We start from the raw sequence: 18,850 nt of genomic DNA, 5'->3' as shown, positions 1-18,850 counted from the left end.
AGGAGCACCCGCACAAATTACTTGCTTGATTTTTAAAGAACTTTTGACGTCTCGCCCCGCTCGTGTGAAGCAGGCTGCTCGTCAAGGGAGGCGTATGATACACGCCCCCTCTGAGGCGTCAACTGTTTTTTTCACTTCTTCGTAAAATTTTCAGTTTGACCTGCTCTTGCCACGTATTTACGGGCATTTGCAGCACTTGGGAAACGCTCAGCCAACGCATTTCCAGAGCAGCTCGCGCGGTTTCAGAGCCGTAAGCGGAGCCCATTGCTGCCAATCCATTCGAGACAGCACTGCACCGATGCCTTGTGGTGGCAGCTAAACCGCCACAACCGGCAGCAGATAGTGATCCAGCAGCAACAATGCAAATATCGCCATCAGATATATGATCGAATAGTTGAACAGTTTGCGTGGCAGATCATCAACGGGTTTACGCACCAGCTGCCAAGACCACAACAGGTACAGCACGCCAAGTGGCAACGCACCAGCCAGATAAAGCCAGCCGCTCATCTGCGCGACATAGGGCAGCAGCGCCACCGCAAAAAGGATTGCGGTGTAAAGCAGGATCTGCAAGCTGGTGAATTGCACCCCATGGGTAACCGGCAGCATGGGAATGCCCGCTCGCGCGTACTCATCCCGGCGATCGATGGCCAGGGCCCAGAAGTGTGGCGGGGTCCAGGCAAAAATAATCAGAAAAAGGATCAAGGCGTGGGCGTGCACCTCGCCGGTGACTGCGGTCCAGCCAAGCAGTGGCGGCGCCGCTCCAGCAGCTCCACCGATGACGATGTTCTGAGGCGTCGCGCGCTTCAGAAACAGGGTGTAGATCACCGCGTAACCGACCAGGGAAATCAGCGTCAGCCACATTGTCAGCGTATTGGTCAGCCAGTACAGCAAGGCCGCACCAGTGATACCCAGTACCGCAGCGAAGCCCAGCGCCTGGACGTCACTCAGAGTGCCGGTCGGCAACGGGCGTCGCCGTGTGCGCGCCATACGTGCATCCGCCTCACGGTCGGCCCACTGGTTGAGCACGGCAGCACAAGCCGAGCAAAGCCAAATACCCGCACTGCCGCCAATCAGCACAGGCCAGGGCACGATGCCGGGGGTGGCTAGAAACATGCCGATAACGGCCGTAAAGACGAGCAGAAGAACCACACGAGGTTTGGTCAGCTCGTAGTATTCACGCCAGCGCGGCAACGGCATCGACTGTGTTGTACTGCTCATGCCGAGGCCACCACAGCTGCGGAGACAGGACGTTCGCGGCGCGCCTGCACATTGATGGCCACAACCACGAGCGCCAGCAGGGCCGCGCCGGCGTTATGCGCGGCCGCGATGAGCAGCGGCAAGCCGAGTTTGACGCTGGCTATTCCCAAAGCCAGCTGCAAGGTTAGAGCGCCACCGAGCAACAGGGCCAGACCTCGCGCCTGGGTTCGCCGCCAGATGCAAAGCGCCAGAGTAAAAAGGGTTAACGCGGTGACAACAGCGCCCACCCGGTGAGTCAGGTGTATTGCGGTGCGCGCGGGGCTCTCAAGTATGCCGTACTCGAAGTTGATGCCCAGGCCATGCCACAAGACAAAGGCGTTGGAAAAATCTGTATCCGCCGGCCACCACTGCCCGTGACAGGTGGGGAAATCCGGGCAAGCCAAGGCCGCGTAGTTACTGCTGGTCCAACCTCCGAGGAAAATCTGCCCGATCAGCACCAGCAACGCCGCTGCAGCAAATCCGCGCAAGGCACTCAAGCCCGCCCCTATCGGCGCAGGGTTTAGCAATAGACGCAACCACAGCAACATGCTCAAGGTGGTCATCCCACCAAGCAGATGTGCACTAACGGCCAGAGGCTTGAGTTGCCAGGTCACCGTCCACATCCCCAGGATGCCCTGGAAGATCACCACACCGACCAGGCCAAGCAAAAGGCTACGCGGCAGCCCCCGCTTCCAGCCGAACACAGCCAAGGCAATGATCAACAAACCCAAGCTTGAAGCGAAATAGCGATGAACCATTTCCTTCCAAGCCTTGGCCGCCTCCAGAGGTCGGTCAGCATGACCGGCGTGGGCCTGTGCAACTTCAGCCGCGGGCACCAGAATCTTGCCATAGCAGCCCGGCCAGTCAGGACAACCAAGCCCGGCGTCGGACAGGCGCACATAAGCCCCCAGCACGACGATGCCAAAGCAAAGAATCAGTGTGAACAGCGACAGTTTCTTGTAGACAGCGTCAGACACAGCAATGCCAATTGATGAGTGGGGTAACCGGGTATTTTAGAGTTTTCGGGCCGATTCAGCATCCATATCCGAAAGCCGCCGTGGCAACTATCCGATGTTGGAAAGCTTGAGCAAGCGCTTGATGTCTTTGTGCATACCTTCCAAAGGGAGTTCATCGCCGTAGTACATCAGGAAGTTGCCCAATGGATCGATCAGCAACACAGGGTTTTCGACCGGCAGGCTACCCAGCCAATCATTAAACACTGCGCGGTCCGCAGCATTCAGGGCCAACACTTTCAGGCGCGGATGCCCTTCTGCCAAGGCCGCCGCGAGCTCCGGCGCTTCGGCGGGCTGTGAAACCAGCACCGCACGTTGTACCCGTCCGCGCCGACGATGAAGCAAAGTGCGCATCTGCCGCGTCTGCCACAAACGATACTGACAATCGTCCTGGCAACTCTCATTCTGGACGTGCAATATCGTCCACAGCGTATCCAGCGAGGCACTCTCTCCATCGGCCAACCGGAAGTCCACCTGAGGCAATGGTCGAGCCGGATTCAGCAAGGTGCCCTCGGCGGTGTAGCTGTGCGGCTTCCATGAGTCAGGCCCGTAATACAGCACTGCGGCCAGAACCATGGGGGCAAAAAACAGCACCGCCATGGCGACAAACTTGATGCGATTGAGATTTCTCTGGGTCATGGCGAAGAGCGCCTGTAGTTCAAAATGATGTAAAGAATGAGCGCGGTCAGCATCAGCGATGCCCACTGAAAGGCATAGCCATAGTGGCGCTCTGGCGGGATGCCAAGATCGGTCCACTCGCGCACGAAACCACCGTCTGCCTGGGGATCAAGCAACACGATGCCATTGGCCACGGGGCGTTGATATAGACATTCCAACAACGCATGCGAGGGGTAGTTGAGTCTTTGTGGCCAGCCTGACATCGAAGCATCACAGCGACCATCATCGGTGGCCAGGCCAGCACGCGGAAGGCTGCGCCAATAGCCCTGCAAGGTAACCTGCTCGCCTGGCAGTTGACCGGTGTCGGGCAACTCGTCGCGCCGCAAAGGCGCCGGTACCCATCCGCGATTGATCAATATGAGATGATCGCTGCCGCTCAGACGTAACGGGGTCCACACCTCAACGCCAATTCGCTTGTTGTGAGTCTTGTTGTCGAGCAGCACCTCTTCATCAGCCAGCCAGTGGCCACGCAATTCCACCCGCCGACCGTGCGCCGGTAAGGTTTGCGTACGTGCGACATCGACAACGGCGTCACTGTGATTGCCCTGACGCGCTATGATTTCAGCCTTTTCCTGCCCGCGCTGCATCTGCCACCACGACAGGCTGCCAAACAGCACCACTGCAAACGTTGTCAGCAGCGTGGCCCAAACCGGCGGGCGAAATCTCATGGGATCACCCTGATGAAGTTGTTCATTTCCCTGATGTTACTGGCCATCATCGTGTCACTCGGATTCGCGATGTTCTTCATGCTGAATGACAGTGGGCCGAAAAAGCGCACGGTTAATGCGTTGATCATACGCGTCGGCTTGTCGGTGAGTCTGATCGTCATTCTGATCGTCAGCTATTTCATGGGCTGGATTCAGCCGCATGGCATCGTGCCATGATTTGAGACAGCGCCACGCGCATGACATGAAAAAGGGCGCCTTAAGCGCCCTTTTTCTGATCTGGCCGTATGTCGTGGCTACAGGATGTATACGAAAACGAACAACCCCAGCCAAACCACGTCGACAAAGTGCCAGTACCAGGCCACCCCTTCAAAACCGAAATGCGAATCGGGTTTGAAGTGCCCCTTCATAAGGCGCAAGGTAATCACCAGCAGCATCAAGGTACCCAGCGTCACGTGCATGCCGTGGAAGCCCGTCAGCATGAAGAACGTCGAGCCATAAATACCTGATTCCATCGTCAGATTCAGATGCTGATAGGCAACGATGTACTCTTCGGCCTGGAAGAACAGGAAGATGCAACCCAGCGCGACGGTCGCCCACATCCACAGAATGACGTTGCGGCGCGGCTTGTTTTCACGCAGCCCATGATGGGCAAAGGTCAGTGTCACACCTGAGGTCAGCAGCAACATGGTGTTGAGGAACGGCACACCCCACGGCGGAATGATGCCGAAGTCACCACCCATGCTACCGGGGCCATTGGTGGGCCAGGCATTTTCGAACTGCGGCCAGAGCACAGCATTGGTCATGACGTCGGTACCGCCCAGCCACGGCAGAGACAGCTGACGCGCGTAGAAAAGGGCGCCGAAAAATGCACCGAAGAACATCACTTCGGAAAAGATGAACCAACCCATCCCCCAGCGGTAGGTCATGTCGACCTGCTCGCCATACTTGCCGGACTCGGATTCGTTGATGATGCCGCGGAACCAGATCCAGATGAACGCCAGTGCGATCACCAAGCCTGTCCACATGAAGATCGACGTCCCGTGACCATTCAGGTAGTTGGAAACACCACCCAGCAGCAGGAACAGGCCAATCGTGAGATAGAACGGCCATGCCGTGGGGGCAGGAACGAAGTATCCGCCAGTATTGCTAGACATCTCTAACTACTCCAGTCACTGGGCTGTCTGGGCCAGCCCGGTTGCATCAAATAAGGTATACGACAGGGTTACCGTAGTAACCTCTGGTGGCAGTGCGGGGTCCAGCATGAAGCGTACTGGCATCTTCTTATATTCGCCCGCATCCAGCGTTTGCTGGGAAAAACAGAAACATTCCGTCTTGCGCACATAACGCGCGGCATTCCAGGGCACCACACTGGGCGTCGCCTGGGTAATGTAGTCCTGAGCCGTGCGGTTCTCGGCAAAGAAGTTAACGGTATACAGCTTGCCCGGATGGACTTCGATTGAGCTGCTCTCCGCACCGAAGCCCCAATCCAGACTGTTGTTCACCGTGGTCAAGAATTCGACCCGCACAACACGTTCCTGATCAGGCGCTTCGGTCACGCTGTCTTCAAGCGTGATGCCGTCGGTTTTGCCGTTCAAACCGGTGATATCACAGACCAGGCCATACAGCGGCACCAAGGCATAGCCGAACGCGAACATACCCAGCACCAGCCCGCCGAGGCGGGCCAGATGCCACAGGCGCTGCTGCGGTGTGCGCTTGTGCTTTTCGCTGCTCACCGTGACATGACCACAAACATGGCGAAATAAAAGGTCAGCGCAACCGCGCCCAGCATCAATGCAAGACGCACATTACTGGGACGCTTTTTATTGCGCGGGTCCTGATCGCTCACGTTTACGCCCGCGACGGTGCCGTTGCCGGCTCATCGTGCACAGCGGTGATTTCGCTCTCGCTGATCACCGGCGGGGTTTCAAAGGTGTGATACGGCGCCGGTGACGGCACAGTCCATTCCAGCCCATGAGCCCCTTCCCAAACGCGCGCGGTCGCCGGAGCACCCTTGCGCATGACACAGTTCACGATCCAGTTGTAGGCCATGATGAACTGCGCGATGAAGAAGAAGAATGCGCCGATGGACGAAATCACGTTCCAGTCGGTGAACTGCACGGCGTAGTCAGGAATACGGCGCGGCATACCCGCCAGACCGGCGAAATGCTGCGGGAAGAAAGTCAGGTTAATGGCGATTGCCGACAGCCAGAAATGCAGCTTGCCGAGACCTTCGTGATACATGTGCCCGGTCCACTTCGGCATCCAGTAGTACATGCCGGCGATGATCGAGAACACAGCCCCCGGCACCAGCACATAGTGGAAATGCGCAACCACAAAGTAGCTGTCGTGGTACTGGAAATCAGCCGGAGCAATCGCCAGCATCAACCCAGAAAAACCGCCGATGGTGAACAGGAACACGAAGCCCAGCGCGAACAACATCGGTGTTTCGAAGGTCATGGACCCACGCCACATGGTGGCCACCCAGTTGAACACTTTCACCCCGGTGGGCACCGCGATAAGCATGGTGGCGAACATGAAGAACAACTCGCCAGCCAGCGGCATGCCCACCGTGAACATGTGGTGGGCCCACACGATGAACGACAGGAATGCGATCGAAGCCATGGCGTAGACCATGGAGTCGTAGCCGAACAAGGTCTTGCGCGCGAAGGTCGGAATGATCGTGGAGACGATACCGAAAGCCGGCAGAATCAGGATGTAGACCTCGGGATGGCCGAAGAACCAGAAGATGTGCTGGTACATGACCGGGTCACCACCGCCGGCGGCGGTGAAGAAGCTGGTTCCGAAGTACTTGTCGGTCAGCAACATGGTCACGGCACCGGCCAGAACCGGCATCGTCGCAATCAACAGGTAGGCCGTGATCAGCCAGGACCATACGAACAACGGCATTTTCAGCAGGGTCATACCCGGCGCGCGCATGTTCAAAATGGTCACGATCACGTTGATCGCACCAGTGATCGAGGAAATCCCCATCAGGTGGATCGCGAAGATCATGAACGGGAATGCGTCACCGGTCTGCAACACCAGCGGCGGGTACATGGTCCAACCGCTGGCCGGCGCCCCACCGTCAATGAACAAAGTCGACAGCAGCAGGGTGAAGGCGAAAGGCAGGATCCAGAAGCCCCAGTTGTTGACACGCGGCAGGGCCAGATCACTGGCGCCAACCATCATCGGGACCATCCAGTTGGCCAGACCGGTAAAGGCCGGCATCACCCCACCGAAAATCATGATCAGCGCATGCATGGTGGTCATGGAGTTGAAGAACTCCGGATTGACCCACTGCAGGCCAGGCGAGAACAGCTCAAGACGGATAATCAGCGACATCACGCCGCCGATGAAGAACATGATGAAGGCAAACCACAGATACAGGGTGCCCAGATCTTTATGGTTGGTGGTTTTTATCCACCGCATGATGCCCTTTTCCGGGCCGTGATCGTCGTGATGACTATCGTGATGTTCGCTCATTGATCAGACTCCGAAAATCTTAGCGACGGGCAGCAATTTGGGCCGGCTGAACCACATCGCCGGCGGCATTGCCCAGGGCATTACGTTCATAGGTGACGACCGCGGCAATTTCGCGATCCTTGAGGTATGCGAAGGCCGCCATGGCATTCTTGCCCTGCAGCACCATGTCGATGTGGGCGTCAACCGGCCCGTTCGCAATCTGACTTCCCGTCAACGGCGGGAAATTGGCAGCCGCCATCCCCGAACCATCCGCCTGATGGCAGGCCGAGCAGTAGTTCTTGTAAACCTTTTCACCTTCCGACATGAGCTGATCACGGGTCAGCTCGGCCGGCTCGCTGCTTACCGCAGGCGCATCAGCACTGGCCACTTCAACCGGTTCGGCTGCAGCGCTCTGTTCATCTGCGCCACCAACCTTGCCGCCACGCTCGGCGATCCAACGCTCATACTCTTCAAGCTGAACAGCACGCACAACCACCGGCATAAAGCCATGGTCACGACCACACAGCTCAGCGCACTGGCCACGGTAGATACCGGGCTCATCAATCTTGGTCCACAGCTGGTTGATGTAGCCCGGAACGGCGTCCTTCTTGGTCGCCAGCTCCGGCACCCACCAAGCGTGGATGACATCATTGGAGGTCAGCAGCAAACGCACTTTCTTGCCAACCGGCAGGACCAGCGGCTCATCCACTTCCAGCAGATAGTTGGGCACATCGGCAGGATTGATACCCGAATTCAACTGACGCGCAACGTTACTCTTGGCATCCATATTGGAGAAGAACGAAACGCCTTCATCCATATATTCGTAGTGCCACTTCCACTGATAGCCGGTGATCTTGATGGTGATATCGGCATCGGAGGTGTCCTCCATCTTGATCAGCGTGCCGGCAGCCGGAATAGCCATTGCGATCAAAATGACGAAGGGCAGCACGGTCCATGCAATCTCGACCTTGATGCTCTCGTGGAAATCCGCCGGTTTGGGGTGAACCGACTTACGGTGAGCGATGATGGAGTAGATCATCACGCCGAACACCGCGGCGCCAATCGCGCAGCAGATGTAGAAAATCAGCATGTGCAATCCATGCACTTCCCGGCTGATCTCGGTCACACCGACGGGCATGTTGTATTCGGCAGCATGCGCCAAACTGGCCAGCACCATGCCCGACAGGCCCCAAATCAATCGTCCCATTCGACAATTCTCCATCACATTGTTCATCGTGGCGTTCCGGCAAGCCACCGCGGTGACTGCGTCGACAGTGCTTTCACAAACACCGTTATATTTCGTCTGCGTCAATGCGCATTACCGCTCGGGCAGCTGTCCTCGCGGCACCGACCGGCTCCCTCATAAGGCACGGCCAACGGGCTATGTAGCCTTTCCCCAAACAGGTTGTTAAACCGCGCTTTTACGTCCACGCAGCTCAGCAGCCGAATTTTAGTCCATCCCCGGGCGACAGGCCACTCCCAAAATCCCGGAACTGGCGAAAAATGCTTTGCCGATATGGAATTTCGGCGCTAGGCTGGCCCATCACATTCTCCCCACGGGAATCTGTATGAGCGCCGCGAACACCCACCACCGCAGCTGCAACCTGTGTGAAGCCATGTGCGGCATCACCATCAGTGTGGAAGATCAAAAGATCACGTCGATCAAGGGCGATCCTGACGATCCGTTCAGCCGCGGACACATTTGCCCCAAGGCGGTTGCGCTCAAAGACCTGTACGACGACCCCGACCGCCTGCGCACACCACTGGAAAAACGCGACGGAGAATGGCACCCGATATCCTGGGATGAAGCTCTGGACAAAGCCGCAGCGGGCATCAAAAGGGTTCAGTCCGAGTATGGGCACAACAGCGTGGGCGCCTATCTGGGCAACCCCAACGCACACAATCTGGGTTCGTTGCTGATGGGGCCGCCGCTGTTACGCGCCCTGAAAACACGCAATCGGTTCTCCGCTACATCGGTCGACCAACTGCCCCATCACCTCGTCTCATGGAAGCTCTTCGGGCATCAGCTGCGCATACCGGTTCCGGATATCGACCGTTGCGACCACTTTGTGATGCTCGGCGCCAACCCGCTCGCCTCCAACGGCAGCATCATGAGCGTGCCTGACGTCAAAAAACGCCTACGCGCCGTGAGCGAGCGGGGGCGCGTCACCGTCATTGATCCGCGCCGCAGCGAAACCGCCAACATCGCCGATGTCCATCATTTCATCCGCCCAGGCAGCGACGCGACCCTGCTGCTGGCCATGCTCAACCATCTGTTTGAAAGCGGTCAGGTACGCCCGGGTGTGCTGAGCGCCTATCTGGATACGGATCCGCAAAGCCTACAAGCGTACTTCGCGCCGTGGAGCGCAGAGCGCGCTGAAGCCGCCACCGGCATCGCTGCGGCCAGCATCCGCCAGCTGGTTGACGACTTCTGCGCTGCCGACGCAGCTGTTCTGTACGGCCGCATGGGCGTTTCGGTCCAGACCTTCGGCACGCTGTGCCAGTACCTGATCATGCTGTTCAATATTCTGACTGGCCGGCTGGATGCGCCCGGCGGCCTGATGTTCACAACGCCTGCAGCCAACATCCTGGCCCAGACCAATCCGGGCAGCATGGGGCGCTTTCACTCGCGCGTACGCAAGCTGCCGGAGTTCGGCGGAGAATTGCCAGTCTCCACGCTGGCTGAAGATATCCTCACACCCCGCCAGAACCAAGACGACACCCCGATCCGGGCGATGTTTCTGATTGCCGGAAACCCGGTGGTCTCAACCCCCAACGGCGATCAGCTGGACCGCGCGCTGGCCAGTTTGGATTTCGTGGTCAGCATCGATTTTTATATCAACGAGTCCAACCGGCATGCCGACATCATCCTGCCGCCGGTCAGCCCGGTTGAACGGGCGCACTACGACCTGATTTTTCATCTGCTCGCGGTGCGCAATACCGCACGCTATTGCCCGCCACTGTTCGATAAACCGGCGGAGGCCCGCTACGACTGGGAAATTCTTCTTGCCCTGCAAGAGCGCCTGGCCCCCGCCAAGACCCTCAAGGACAAGCTGGGGCGCCGCGCCATGAGCCTGCTCGGGCCAACCGGGATGGTCGATTTACTGCTACGCAATGGCTCTTACGGCGCTGGATTCAAACCGTTCGGGCAAGGCCTCAGCATCAGCCGCCTGAAGCGCCACCCGCATGGTGTCGATTTGGGCCCGCTCAAACCTATGCTGCCAGACGCGCTGCATCATAAGGATGGAAAAATTCATCTCGACACGGCGTTCTTCCTCGCAGATCTGCAGCGCGTCGAAGAGACGTTTGCTCAACCCTCAGCTCACAAAATGGTTCTGATCGGCCGCCGCCACGTTCGCAGTAACAATTCCTGGCTGCATAACAGCCATCGGCTGGTCAAAGGCAAACCACGTTGCGTGGCGCTGATTCACCCCAACGATGCCGAAAGACTTGGGCTGGCCGGCGATAGCGCACGGGTGAAAGTGCGGTCACGCGTCGGTGAACTTGAAGTGAGTGCGAGCATCAGCGACGAAGTAATGCCCGGGGTAATCAGCATTCCGCACGGCTGGGGTCATGACAAAGACGACACCAGCTGGAAAACCGCGCAAGCTCACGCTGGTGTGAACCTCAACACGCTAACCGACGACCAAGCACTTGATAGGCTCTCTGGCAATGCCGCACTGAACGGGATTGCGGTCGACGTTCAGGCGCTCGCCTGAAGACACTTACTCCACCGGCGGGGCGATCTCAACCTCAAGACCATCCAGCGCGTTGCTGACCTCAATACGGCACGCCAATCGCGACCCCGGACGCAGTTCGACATACTCTTCCAAGGCTTCAAGCATCATGTCTTCTTCATCGCTGCGGCCACCAGCCTTGCCCTGCCAGTCGCCCGCCACATAAACGTGGCAGGTTCCGCACGAGCACGTTCCGCCGCAGGTCCCTTCAACGCCGGTGTTTTCGTCACGCAGCGCTTCCATCAAAGGTTCGCCTTCCGGAGCCTCGATGGTGCGCTTGCTGCCGTCGCGTTGAATGACATGAATCTGAGCCATGGTGTTGTCCTAAGCAAAAAGAAGGCCCCGGGCGCACATGGCGCCAGGGGCCATCAACAGTATAGAAATTAAAGGTTCGGGTTTTCTTCGTTACCCGGATAGAACTGCTTGAACCATTTACGGTACTGCAGGATCGGACCATCACCGTCACACAGCAACGGATTGGGCCGGTATTTCTTGTTGTTCCAAACGATGAAATCGACGCTTTCAAAGCCCGCCGATTCTTCGCCATCGGCCTCGCCAACCATGTGATTGACCAGATGCTGAGCCACCATCGCTTCCTTGGTCCCTTCCGGGTACTTGAAGTGGGTGAAGCTCATGTTCATCTTGGTCTGTTCACGCGTGTACGGCACCGAGTAGGACACCATGGTGGCCACCACGCCTTCATGATCGAAGCGGAAGATCGCCAGACCCGGCCCGCACTGATGGCCCTTGATGTAGCCGTTCTTCATGTCGGTGAAGATTTCGTGGCCCTTGAACTCCGTGGTCGCAGGCGGAATTTCCGGCTCGCCATGGAGGAACTTCAGGTGGGCAAAGTCCACCCCGTTCTCGGCCACTTCCTGCACTGCGGTATTGACCTCCCAGTGGCCGGTGCGCGGTTCGATGTAGTCATCGCTTTCCAGCTCGGGAATGCTCGGCAGCTCCCACTGCGGCGCTTCCGCCTGCGGGTGGTACCAGCACCAGATCATGCCCCATTTCTCGATCACCGGCAGGGTACGCAGAATCGGCTGCTTCTTGCACACCGGCGGCATGATCTTGGCGTAGGGCACATCCTTGCACCAACCTTCCGGGTTGAACTGCCAGTGGTGGAAGGTGCAACGGATGTTGTCACCAACAACCTTGCCGCCATGCCCAAGGTGAGCGCCCAGATGCGGACAGAAGGGGTCACTCAGACCAGCCTTGCCCTCTTCGCCTTCACCGCGGAACAGCACCCATTCCTGATCAAGCAGGAACACGTTGCGCACTTCGCCAGGCGCCAAATTCTTGGAATAGTCCACGAAGAACCAGCCGGCAGGAATCGGGAACGGGCAACGCTCCAGCGTTTTGGTTTCCTGCAGCAACTTGAGATCGATCACGCTCACTTGAAACTTCCTCCATCGTATTGCCGATAACGCCCTGCGACAGGGCGATCATCGTGTCTGATGGGTACAGAATGCCCTCACCAGACGCGCCCGGCATCCCGTGGAAGCATCTTGCGACTGATAACACCAAGCGTTATATTAAGGGGTTTTCCTCAAAATATACTCAAGCTGCTCGACATCAATCTCGTCGGCGGCTTGCTGCGGTGTGGCAGCGCGCACAATCCCCAGACACGGTGCCGGAATTCTGTCCTGCAAGGCGGCGATATTTTCGCCTAGGCGTGGCTGTTCCGGCGGCAGCACATTGGCCACCCAGCCGAGCAAGGGGGCACGCCGCTGAATCGCCTCCACACTGAGCAACGCGTGGTTGATGCAGCCCAGCCGCATGCCCACAACCAGCAACACCGGCCAAGCCGCAGCCTCAACCATGTCGGCGAAGTCCTGCTGTGCATTGAGCGGCACCCGAAAACCGCCCGCGCCTTCCACCACTACCCACTCACTGCGTGACTGCAGCGCAACAGCCCCTTCAATCAGCGCGGCAGGATCGATGGTAAGACCCAGATCATCGGCGGCCACATGCGGGGCAATCGGCGGTTCCAGCGTGACCGGGTTGATGTCGGCATAGTCAAAGCCCGGCGCGGAAGCCGCCCATAAGGTGCGCGCATCGGCATTGCTCAAGCCTGCGGGGCCATGCTCACAACCCGCCGCCACCGGCTTATACCCCACCGCTGACTTGCCCCGCGCTGCCAACGCATGCAGCAACGCCACGCTGACATGGGTCTTTCCACAATCCGTATCGGTGCCTGTTACGAACAAGGTCGGCATATCAGTCTCTCGGCATGATCTCGTCAAGCGCAGCTAGCAAACGCTGCACATCGGCTTCGCTGTGCGCGGCACTCAGGGTGATGCGCAAACGGCAGGTGCCCGCAGGCACCGTGGGCGGTCGAATCGCGGTGACCCACAGGCCGCGCGCGCGTAAGGCCTCCGACAAAGCCAGGGTACGATCCTCCGGGCCGACAATCAGAGGTTGAATGGGCGTACTCGAAGCGGTGTCCGGCAAGCCCAGCCGCACCAGCCCGGCACGAAACTGCTCAATCAGTCCATTCAGATGAGCGCGCCGCTGATCCGCATAAGCAACCAGCTCCAGCGCTGCACGCAGGCTGGCGACCAGCGGCGGCGGTAGGGCGGTGGCGAAAATGCCGGTTCGGGTCACCTGGGTCAGGTAATCAATGACTTCGCTTGAAGCCGCCACAAACGCCCCATAAACCCCGAAAGCCTTGCCCAGCGTACCGGTCAGCACCGGCACCTCACTGACACCGCATTGATGCAAGGCCACAGCCCCGCGCCCCTGCGGCCCCAGCACCCCAACACCATGCGCGTCATCAAGCATCAACCAGGCAGATCGCTGTCGGGCCAATCTGGCCAGCGCCGGAATATCGGCGATATCGCCATCCATACTGAACACCGCATCGGACAGCAATAAACGCTGACCATCGCCAGCACATGCCGCCAGCGCCTGATCAGCCGCCTCAATGTCAGCATGCGCAAAACGCTCGACGCGCGCCCCCGACAAACGGCAGCCGTCGATCAGCGACGCATGATTGAGCGCATCGGAGACGATGACATCGTCACGCCCGACCAGCGCATCAATCACGCCGGTATTGACCAGATAGCCCGAGCCGAGCAACAGCACCCGCGGATAACCCAGAAAGGCCGCCAGCTCGCGCTCGAAGGCCGCAATTTCGGCGCTGTGGCCATTGATGTACTGCGATGCCGTACTGCCCACACCATAGCGCTCGGCCGCCTGGCTCAAGGCCTCGACCAGCCGCGGGTGATCAGACAGACCAAGATAGTCATTGCTGCAGAACAGCGTTAAATCGGCATCATCGCAAGCCACCGCCATACCCTGACGGGCGGCGTATTCGCGCCGAACCCGGTAGCGGTTGGCGCGCTCGATATGCTTTAAACGCTGGGCAGCAAACTCAGGCAGCGGCTGCGTCACCGTCTGCGGCCGCGGGCTGGGATTGGCATTCGGTAGCAGCTTCCACCGCCATGGCGCGGATGCCCAGATCCGCCATCAATCGCTGATCCGCTTCGTGCTCAGGATTGCCGGTGGTGAGCAGTTTCTCACCGTAGAACATGGAATTGGCTCCGGCGAAGAAGCACAGCGCCTGCACCGCAGGCGACATGCTGGTGCGCCCGGCAGACAGGCGAACCATGGATTTGGGCATCAGGATGCGGGCCACCGCAATGGTCCGTACGAAATCCACCGCAGCCACATCATCAACCTGATCCAGCGGAGTGCCCTCGACCTTGACCAGCTGATTGATCGGCACGCTTTCCGGATGGGTCGGCAGATTGGCCAGCGTACGCAGCATCTCAGCCCGGTCGCCAACCTCCTCGCCCAGCCCGACGATGCCGCCGCAGCACACTTTCATGCCGGCCTTGCGCACCGAATCCAGGGTATCCAAGCGGTCCTGGTAGGTCCGGGTGGTGATGATCTTCTCGTAGTACTCCGGGGAGGTATCCACGTTATGGTTGTAATAATCCAGCCCTGCATCACGCAACTGCTGCGCCTGCTGCTCGGTCAACATGCCCAGTGTCATGCAGGTTTCCATGCCCAGATCGCGCACCGCTTTGATCATCTTGGCCACGGCCACGATGTCGCGATCCTTGGGGCTGCGCCAGGCCGCGCCCATGCAGAAACGCGTCGCACCGGCCTGCTTGGCACGCTCAGCAGCTTCACGCACCTGCTCAACCTGCATCAGCGGCTCCGCATCCAGACCGGTGTTGTAGCGCACGCTCTGGGGACAGTACGAGCAATCCTCCGGGCAGGCGCCGGTCTTGATGTTCAGCAATGTGCTGAGCTGCACTTCATTGGGGTCGAAATGTGCACGGTGCACACTTTGTGCACGAAACAGCAGGTCGTTGAACGGCAGATCAAACAATGCGCGCACTTCATCCGCGCGCCAGTCGTGGCGTAGCTCAGCCATGGCCCTATTCCATCGGAGTCAAGGCGCAGAGCATGAAAGCGCCCGTCAACGCTGTCAACCCAGCTACGGACGACGGGTTGACAGGCTGCTGGACGCCCTACTGCCGCCGCTGTGTCCGGCTTGCGATACACCGCAATCCGATCCGGGCGGGCTGTGCGCTACCTGCCTGCACAAACTGCAAGCTCTGGGATGGCAATGCCGCCATTGCGCCCTGCCGCTGCCAAACCCAAACGTGCAGGTGTGCGGCGCCTGTCTGCATAGCCGCGTAAGGCTGGATCCGGTCTGGGCCGGCTTTGCATTCAACGCAGCCCTGCGCAAGATGGTTCACGCCCTCAAGTTTCAGCACAAGCTGGTGCTGGCGCCACTGCTGGGCCAGCAATTGCTCCAGCACCTGCCGGCAGACATCCCAGGGGACGGATTCGATGCGTTGATCCCGGCGCCGCTACATATCAGTCGTCTGCGTGAACGCGGCTTCAATCAGGCCCTGGAATTGTCCCGGCCACTGGCTTCGAGCTGGCACATGCCGTTACGCAGTGACCTGCTTCGGCGTGACCGCGCAACCCGCAAGCAAACACATCTGGACAAGCCCCAGCGGCGCGCCAACGTGAATCAGGCGTTTTCCGCCACGCCTGAAGTGCGCGGTCTGCGCGTGCTCATCTTTGATGATGTCATGACCACCGGCGCCACCCTGCATGCCATGGCAAAGGCACTGCGCCAGGCCGGCGCCGAGCAGGTTGGTGCCATCACCCTGGCGCGCGTGACCTAGGGCCTGTTAACAGGCCCTAGAGCGTTTGCAGCAACAGACCGGCGAAGATCGCCATGCCGAAGCGATGATTGTTGAGAAACGCCTGAAAACAGGGCTCGCGCTGGCGCTCACGAATCAGAAATTGCTGCCATACGAAATGCCCCGCCCCGACCGCGACACCCAGATAAAACCACAGTCCATAGCCCTTCCAGCACCCCAGCACCACCAGCAGGCCGATCACTGCGAGCTGCAACAGCCCGGTGATCAGTCGATCATGACGCCCGAACAGCACGGCAGTGGATTTGACCCCGATCTTCAGGTCGTCGTCGCGATCGACCATGGCATAGAACGTGTCGTACACGATGGTCCACAGCAGGGTGATCAGTACCAGCAACCAAGCCAGCGCGGGAACCTGCCCGGTCAGCGCGGCAAACCCCATGGGTATACCGGCAGCGAAAGCCATGCCCAAATGAGCCTGCGGCAGGTAGGTGTAACGTTTGGCAAACGGATACGAGCCGGCCAGGATCACCGCCGGAATACTCAACAGCAAAGCCAGGCGATTCAGTTGCAGGGCCAGGCCGAAGGCCACCAGCGCAAGCACCACGAAGACCATGACCGCTTCCCAGGCCTGAATCTCGCCGGCCGCCAGCGGACGTTGATCGGTGCGTTTGACGTGCGGGTCGATCTTGCGATCGGCAAAGTCATTGATGGCGCATCCCGCCGCCCGCATCAGAAACGTACCGAGCACGAATATCGCCAGAATGTTCCACGGCGGCAGACCGTCCGCCGCAACCCAAAGGCCCCACAGGGTCGGCCACAACAACAACATATTGCCGATCGGCCGATCCAGACGCACCAATCGGTAGTAGGCGTTTAACCGCTGCATCAATGCACTCAATGTTCTTGCTCGCTCATGCGTCCGCGTATTTCTGTCCGGCGGGCAGCCAGCGCACCAGCAAAGGGCCAACCACTTCGGGCTGCTGCTCAAAAACCTGCCGGGCCAACTCCCGCACCTCCCCCAACCACGCGGCATCACGTTGCGGATCGGCAATGCGGAACTCGCTCAATCCCGACTGACGCGTCCCCAGAATCTCACCGGCGCCGCGCAGTTCCAGATCACGCTCAGCCAGCCGAAAACCGTTGTGTTCGTGACGCAAAGCATCCAGGCGCGCACGCGCGGTGTCGGTCAGCGGCGGACGGTACATCAGCACACAATGACTGGCCACCCCGCCACGCCCGACCCGGCCGCGCAGCTGATGCAACTGGGCCAGCCCCATACGTTCGGCATTGTCGATCACCATCACGGACGCGTTGGGCACATCAACCCCGACTTCGATCACCGTCGTGGCCACCAGAATCTGCACCTGACCGGCCGCAAACGCATGCATCACCGCCTGTTTGTCCTTGGCCTTGAGCCGCCCATGCACCAGCGCCACATTCAGCCCCGGCAACGCTGCGGTCAGCTCGGCGTGGATATCTTCGGCCGCCTCGGCCCATTCCGAAGCCTCGATCACCGGGCTGACCCAATAGGCCTGGCGGCCCTGAGCACAGGCTTTGCGCAAGCGTTCGATAACCTCGCCTCGGCGGCTTTGTGGCAGCGCCACCGTGACCACCGGCTTGCGCCCCGGCGGCAACTCGTCGATCGAGGAAAAATCCAGATCGGCAAAAAAAGTCTGCGCCAGGGTGCGCGGTATCGGCGTTGCCGTCATCACCAGTTGATGAGGGTGGCAATCATCACGGGTGGCCAGCTTCTTCAGCCCAAGGCGCTGGTCCACACCGAAACGATGCTGTTCATCAACGATGATCAGACCAACCGCGCCGAATTCGGGCTCGCCATGAAACAGCGCGTGAGTGCCCACAATCAGGGCCGCCCCGGTGGCCGGCAAAGGCTCGCCGCCACCCGCCTGCCCACCTATACGCAGGATCACCGGCGCGCCCAAGGGCTCGAACCAGGCACTCAGGGTCTTGGCGTGTTGCCGCGCCAGAATTTCGGTCGGCGCCATCAACACGGCGCGCAAACCCACCCCCAGGGCTGCCGCAGCCGCCAGCGCGGCCACCGCCGTCTTGCCCGCCCCAACGTCGCCCTGCAACAGACGCAGCATCGGGCTGGGCTGCGCCATATCCCGCAGAATCTCATCCAGAACCCGGTCCTGTGCACCGGTCAGGACAAACGGCAAAGACTGACGCAAACGCTCCAGCAGATCGCGATCGCCCAGCGGCGCAGCTTTTTGCTGCAGCTTGCGCGCGCGCAGGTTAAGCATGGCCAGGCGATGCGCCAGCAACTCTTCACGTATCAGTCGGCTGCGGGCCTGCTCGACCTGCGCTTGCTGATCGGGCGGTGGCGCATGAATCAGACGCAATGCCGCATGCAGGCCCAGCTCAAAACGCGCCTGCAGCAGATCCGGGACCAGCGTATCGGCGAGTCTTAAAGCCTGCTCGACGGCGCTGCGAATTCGGTTCTGGCTCAAACCGGCCACAGCGGGGTAGACCGGGGTCAGCGTGTCGTGCTCGGCCTGACCTGCCTGATCCGCTGGCACCACCCGGTATTCAGGGTGAACCATTTCCAGCTGATAGCCGGCGCGACGCACTTCGCCAAACACGCGCACCCAGGCGGCCGGCTTGAACGCCCCCATCTGCCGACTTGAAAAGTGAAACAGACGCACGCTCAGCAGCCCGCTGTCATCTTGCAAGGTCACCACCAGACTGCGCCGGCGCCCGTAGCGAATCTGGCTGTCGACTACTTGACCGCAGGCCAGCAAGGGCTCACCCTCGCACGCCGCACCAAACGGCTGAACCCGGGTGCGATCCTCATACCGCAAGGGCAAATGAAACAGCAGATCCGCGACCTGCTCGATGCCCAGCGCACGAAATTTGTCTGCCAGCGCCGGCCCGATTCCGGCCAGCTCGGTCAGCTGCACGACATG

The 18,850-nt window shown here is 59.7% G+C and carries 18 protein-coding genes; 3 read left to right on the top strand and 15 right to left on the bottom strand.

Translation table 11 applies throughout. The features are described from left to right. Nucleotides 1–315: 315 nt before the first annotated feature. The 4 genes from cyoE to ATO7_RS15330 all read right to left on the bottom strand — a co-directional run bounded on the left by cyoE (nucleotide 316) and on the right by ATO7_RS15330 (nucleotide 3,595). Nucleotides 316–1,218: a heme o synthase gene (gene cyoE, locus ATO7_RS15345; RefSeq protein ID WP_083563278.1), complete on the bottom strand. Its 903-nt coding sequence runs from the start codon at nucleotides 1,216–1,218 to the stop codon at nucleotides 316–318. Next, nucleotides 1,215–2,213, bottom strand: a complete 999-nt coding sequence (locus tag ATO7_RS15340; RefSeq protein ID WP_083563277.1) for a COX15/CtaA family protein — start codon at nucleotides 2,211–2,213, stop codon at nucleotides 1,215–1,217. Before ATO7_RS15340 ends, cyoE begins: the two co-directional genes overlap by 4 nt. Nucleotides 2,214–2,300: 87 nt before the next feature. After that, nucleotides 2,301–2,888 (bottom strand): hypothetical protein, encoded by a 588-nt coding sequence (locus tag ATO7_RS15335; protein WP_083563276.1) that lies wholly within the window; start codon nucleotides 2,886–2,888, stop codon nucleotides 2,301–2,303. Continuing rightward, on the bottom strand, nucleotides 2,885–3,595 hold the full coding sequence (locus ATO7_RS15330; RefSeq protein WP_083563275.1) for an SURF1 family protein: 711 nt from the start codon (nucleotides 3,593–3,595) through the stop codon (nucleotides 2,885–2,887). Before ATO7_RS15330 ends, ATO7_RS15335 begins: the two co-directional genes overlap by 4 nt. Nucleotides 3,596–3,607: 12 nt before the next feature. Between ATO7_RS15330 and ATO7_RS15325 the strand changes: the two genes are divergently transcribed. Next, nucleotides 3,608–3,811, top strand: a complete 204-nt coding sequence (locus ATO7_RS15325) for a twin transmembrane helix small protein (RefSeq protein WP_083563274.1) — start codon at nucleotides 3,608–3,610, stop codon at nucleotides 3,809–3,811. Nucleotides 3,812–3,888: 77 nt separating this feature from the next. Here ATO7_RS15325 and ATO7_RS15320 read toward each other — a convergent pair whose 3' ends face one another. From ATO7_RS15320 to coxB, 4 genes are all read right to left on the bottom strand, one after another. After that, nucleotides 3,889–4,749, bottom strand: coding sequence for a cytochrome c oxidase subunit 3 (locus ATO7_RS15320; RefSeq protein ID WP_083563273.1), 861 nt, complete (start codon nucleotides 4,747–4,749; stop codon nucleotides 3,889–3,891). Nucleotides 4,750–4,764: 15 nt separating this feature from the next. Then, nucleotides 4,765–5,328, bottom strand: coding sequence for a cytochrome c oxidase assembly protein (locus tag ATO7_RS15315; RefSeq protein WP_083563272.1), 564 nt, complete (start codon nucleotides 5,326–5,328; stop codon nucleotides 4,765–4,767). A 115-nt stretch (nucleotides 5,329–5,443) separates the two neighbouring features. Continuing rightward, on the bottom strand, nucleotides 5,444–7,078 hold the full coding sequence (ctaD, locus tag ATO7_RS15310; RefSeq protein ID WP_083563270.1) for a cytochrome c oxidase subunit I: 1,635 nt from the start codon (nucleotides 7,076–7,078) through the stop codon (nucleotides 5,444–5,446). 19 nt (nucleotides 7,079–7,097) lie between these two features. Next, nucleotides 7,098–8,264, bottom strand: coding sequence for a cytochrome c oxidase subunit II (coxB, locus tag ATO7_RS15305; protein ID WP_206044955.1), 1,167 nt, complete (start codon nucleotides 8,262–8,264; stop codon nucleotides 7,098–7,100). A gap of 361 nt (nucleotides 8,265–8,625) precedes the next feature. Between coxB and ATO7_RS15300 the strand changes: the two genes are divergently transcribed. Then, the gene (locus ATO7_RS15300) at nucleotides 8,626–10,776 is read left to right on the top strand and encodes a molybdopterin-dependent oxidoreductase (RefSeq protein ID WP_083563266.1); all 2,151 of its coding nucleotides are present in this window, start codon (nucleotides 8,626–8,628) and stop codon (nucleotides 10,774–10,776) included. Nucleotides 10,777–10,782: 6 nt separating this feature from the next. Here the strand turns inward: ATO7_RS15300 and ATO7_RS15295 are convergent, their stop codons facing one another. The 5 genes from ATO7_RS15295 to bioB form a co-directional block, all read right to left on the bottom strand. Further along, entirely contained in the window at nucleotides 10,783–11,109 is a 327-nt protein-coding gene (locus tag ATO7_RS15295) for a 2Fe-2S iron-sulfur cluster-binding protein (RefSeq protein ID WP_083563264.1), read from the bottom strand. A gap of 68 nt (nucleotides 11,110–11,177) precedes the next feature. Then, nucleotides 11,178–12,191 carry an aromatic ring-hydroxylating oxygenase subunit alpha gene (locus ATO7_RS15290; RefSeq protein ID WP_146680392.1) on the bottom strand — a complete coding sequence of 338 codons (1,014 nt, stop codon included), beginning with the start codon at nucleotides 12,189–12,191 and terminating at the stop codon, nucleotides 11,178–11,180. Between the two features lie 138 nt (nucleotides 12,192–12,329). Continuing rightward, nucleotides 12,330–13,013: a dethiobiotin synthase gene (gene bioD, locus ATO7_RS15285; protein ID WP_083563262.1), complete on the bottom strand. Its 684-nt coding sequence runs from the start codon at nucleotides 13,011–13,013 to the stop codon at nucleotides 12,330–12,332. Nucleotide 13,014: 1 nt separating this feature from the next. Beyond that, nucleotides 13,015–14,190 carry an 8-amino-7-oxononanoate synthase gene (gene bioF / locus ATO7_RS15280; protein WP_240499499.1) on the bottom strand — a complete coding sequence of 392 codons (1,176 nt, stop codon included), beginning with the start codon at nucleotides 14,188–14,190 and terminating at the stop codon, nucleotides 13,015–13,017. Continuing rightward, the gene (bioB, locus tag ATO7_RS15275) at nucleotides 14,171–15,181 is read right to left on the bottom strand and encodes a biotin synthase BioB (RefSeq protein WP_083563257.1); all 1,011 of its coding nucleotides are present in this window, start codon (nucleotides 15,179–15,181) and stop codon (nucleotides 14,171–14,173) included. The genes bioF and bioB overlap by 20 nt, the downstream gene beginning before the upstream one ends. Between bioB and ATO7_RS15270 the strand changes: the two genes are divergently transcribed. Next, the gene (locus ATO7_RS15270) at nucleotides 15,180–15,947 is read left to right on the top strand and encodes a ComF family protein (protein ID WP_083563253.1); all 768 of its coding nucleotides are present in this window, start codon (nucleotides 15,180–15,182) and stop codon (nucleotides 15,945–15,947) included. The two genes, bioB and ATO7_RS15270, sit on opposite strands and share 2 nt — an antisense overlap. A gap of 16 nt (nucleotides 15,948–15,963) precedes the next feature. Here ATO7_RS15270 and ubiA read toward each other — a convergent pair whose 3' ends face one another. Next, nucleotides 15,964–16,812 (bottom strand): 4-hydroxybenzoate octaprenyltransferase, encoded by an 849-nt coding sequence (gene ubiA / locus ATO7_RS15265; RefSeq protein ID WP_083563251.1) that lies wholly within the window; start codon nucleotides 16,810–16,812, stop codon nucleotides 15,964–15,966. 25 nt (nucleotides 16,813–16,837) lie between these two features. Continuing rightward, a complete protein-coding gene (recG, locus tag ATO7_RS15260; protein WP_083563249.1) occupies nucleotides 16,838–18,844 on the bottom strand; it encodes an ATP-dependent DNA helicase RecG in 2,007 nt (668 codons plus the stop codon). Nucleotides 18,845–18,850: the final 6 nt, after the last annotated feature.

This window comes from Oceanococcus atlanticus (genome assembly GCF_002088235.1).
Classification (GTDB): Bacteria; Pseudomonadota; Gammaproteobacteria; order Nevskiales; family Oceanococcaceae; genus Oceanococcus; species Oceanococcus atlanticus.
This window is presented reverse-complemented; position numbering and strand designations above follow the sequence as displayed.

Coding starts and splice junctions, on each gene's coding strand:
- ATO7_RS15325 (WP_083563274.1), top strand. CDS start 3,608: ATGAAGTTGTTCATTTCCCTGATGTTACTGGCCATCATCGTGTCACTC.
- ATO7_RS15335 (WP_083563276.1), bottom strand. CDS start 2,888: ATGACCCAGAGAAATCTCAATCGCATCAAGTTTGTCGCCATGGCGGTG.
- ATO7_RS15320 (WP_083563273.1), bottom strand. CDS start 4,749: ATGTCTAGCAATACTGGCGGATACTTCGTTCCTGCCCCCACGGCATGG.
- ctaD (WP_083563270.1), bottom strand. CDS start 7,078: ATGAGCGAACATCACGATAGTCATCACGACGATCACGGCCCGGAAAAG.
- cyoE (WP_083563278.1), bottom strand. CDS start 1,218: ATGAGCAGTACAACACAGTCGATGCCGTTGCCGCGCTGGCGTGAATAC.
- bioB (WP_083563257.1), bottom strand. CDS start 15,181: ATGGCTGAGCTACGCCACGACTGGCGCGCGGATGAAGTGCGCGCATTG.
- bioD (WP_083563262.1), bottom strand. CDS start 13,013: ATGCCGACCTTGTTCGTAACAGGCACCGATACGGATTGTGGAAAGACC.
- ATO7_RS15300 (WP_083563266.1), top strand. CDS start 8,626: ATGAGCGCCGCGAACACCCACCACCGCAGCTGCAACCTGTGTGAAGCC.
- ATO7_RS15270 (WP_083563253.1), top strand. CDS start 15,180: ATGGCCCTATTCCATCGGAGTCAAGGCGCAGAGCATGAAAGCGCCCGT.
- ATO7_RS15295 (WP_083563264.1), bottom strand. CDS start 11,109: ATGGCTCAGATTCATGTCATTCAACGCGACGGCAGCAAGCGCACCATC.
- coxB (WP_206044955.1), bottom strand. CDS start 8,264: ATGGGACGATTGATTTGGGGCCTGTCGGGCATGGTGCTGGCCAGTTTG.
- ATO7_RS15330 (WP_083563275.1), bottom strand. CDS start 3,595: ATGAGATTTCGCCCGCCGGTTTGGGCCACGCTGCTGACAACGTTTGCA.
- ubiA (WP_083563251.1), bottom strand. CDS start 16,812: ATGCAGCGGTTAAACGCCTACTACCGATTGGTGCGTCTGGATCGGCCG.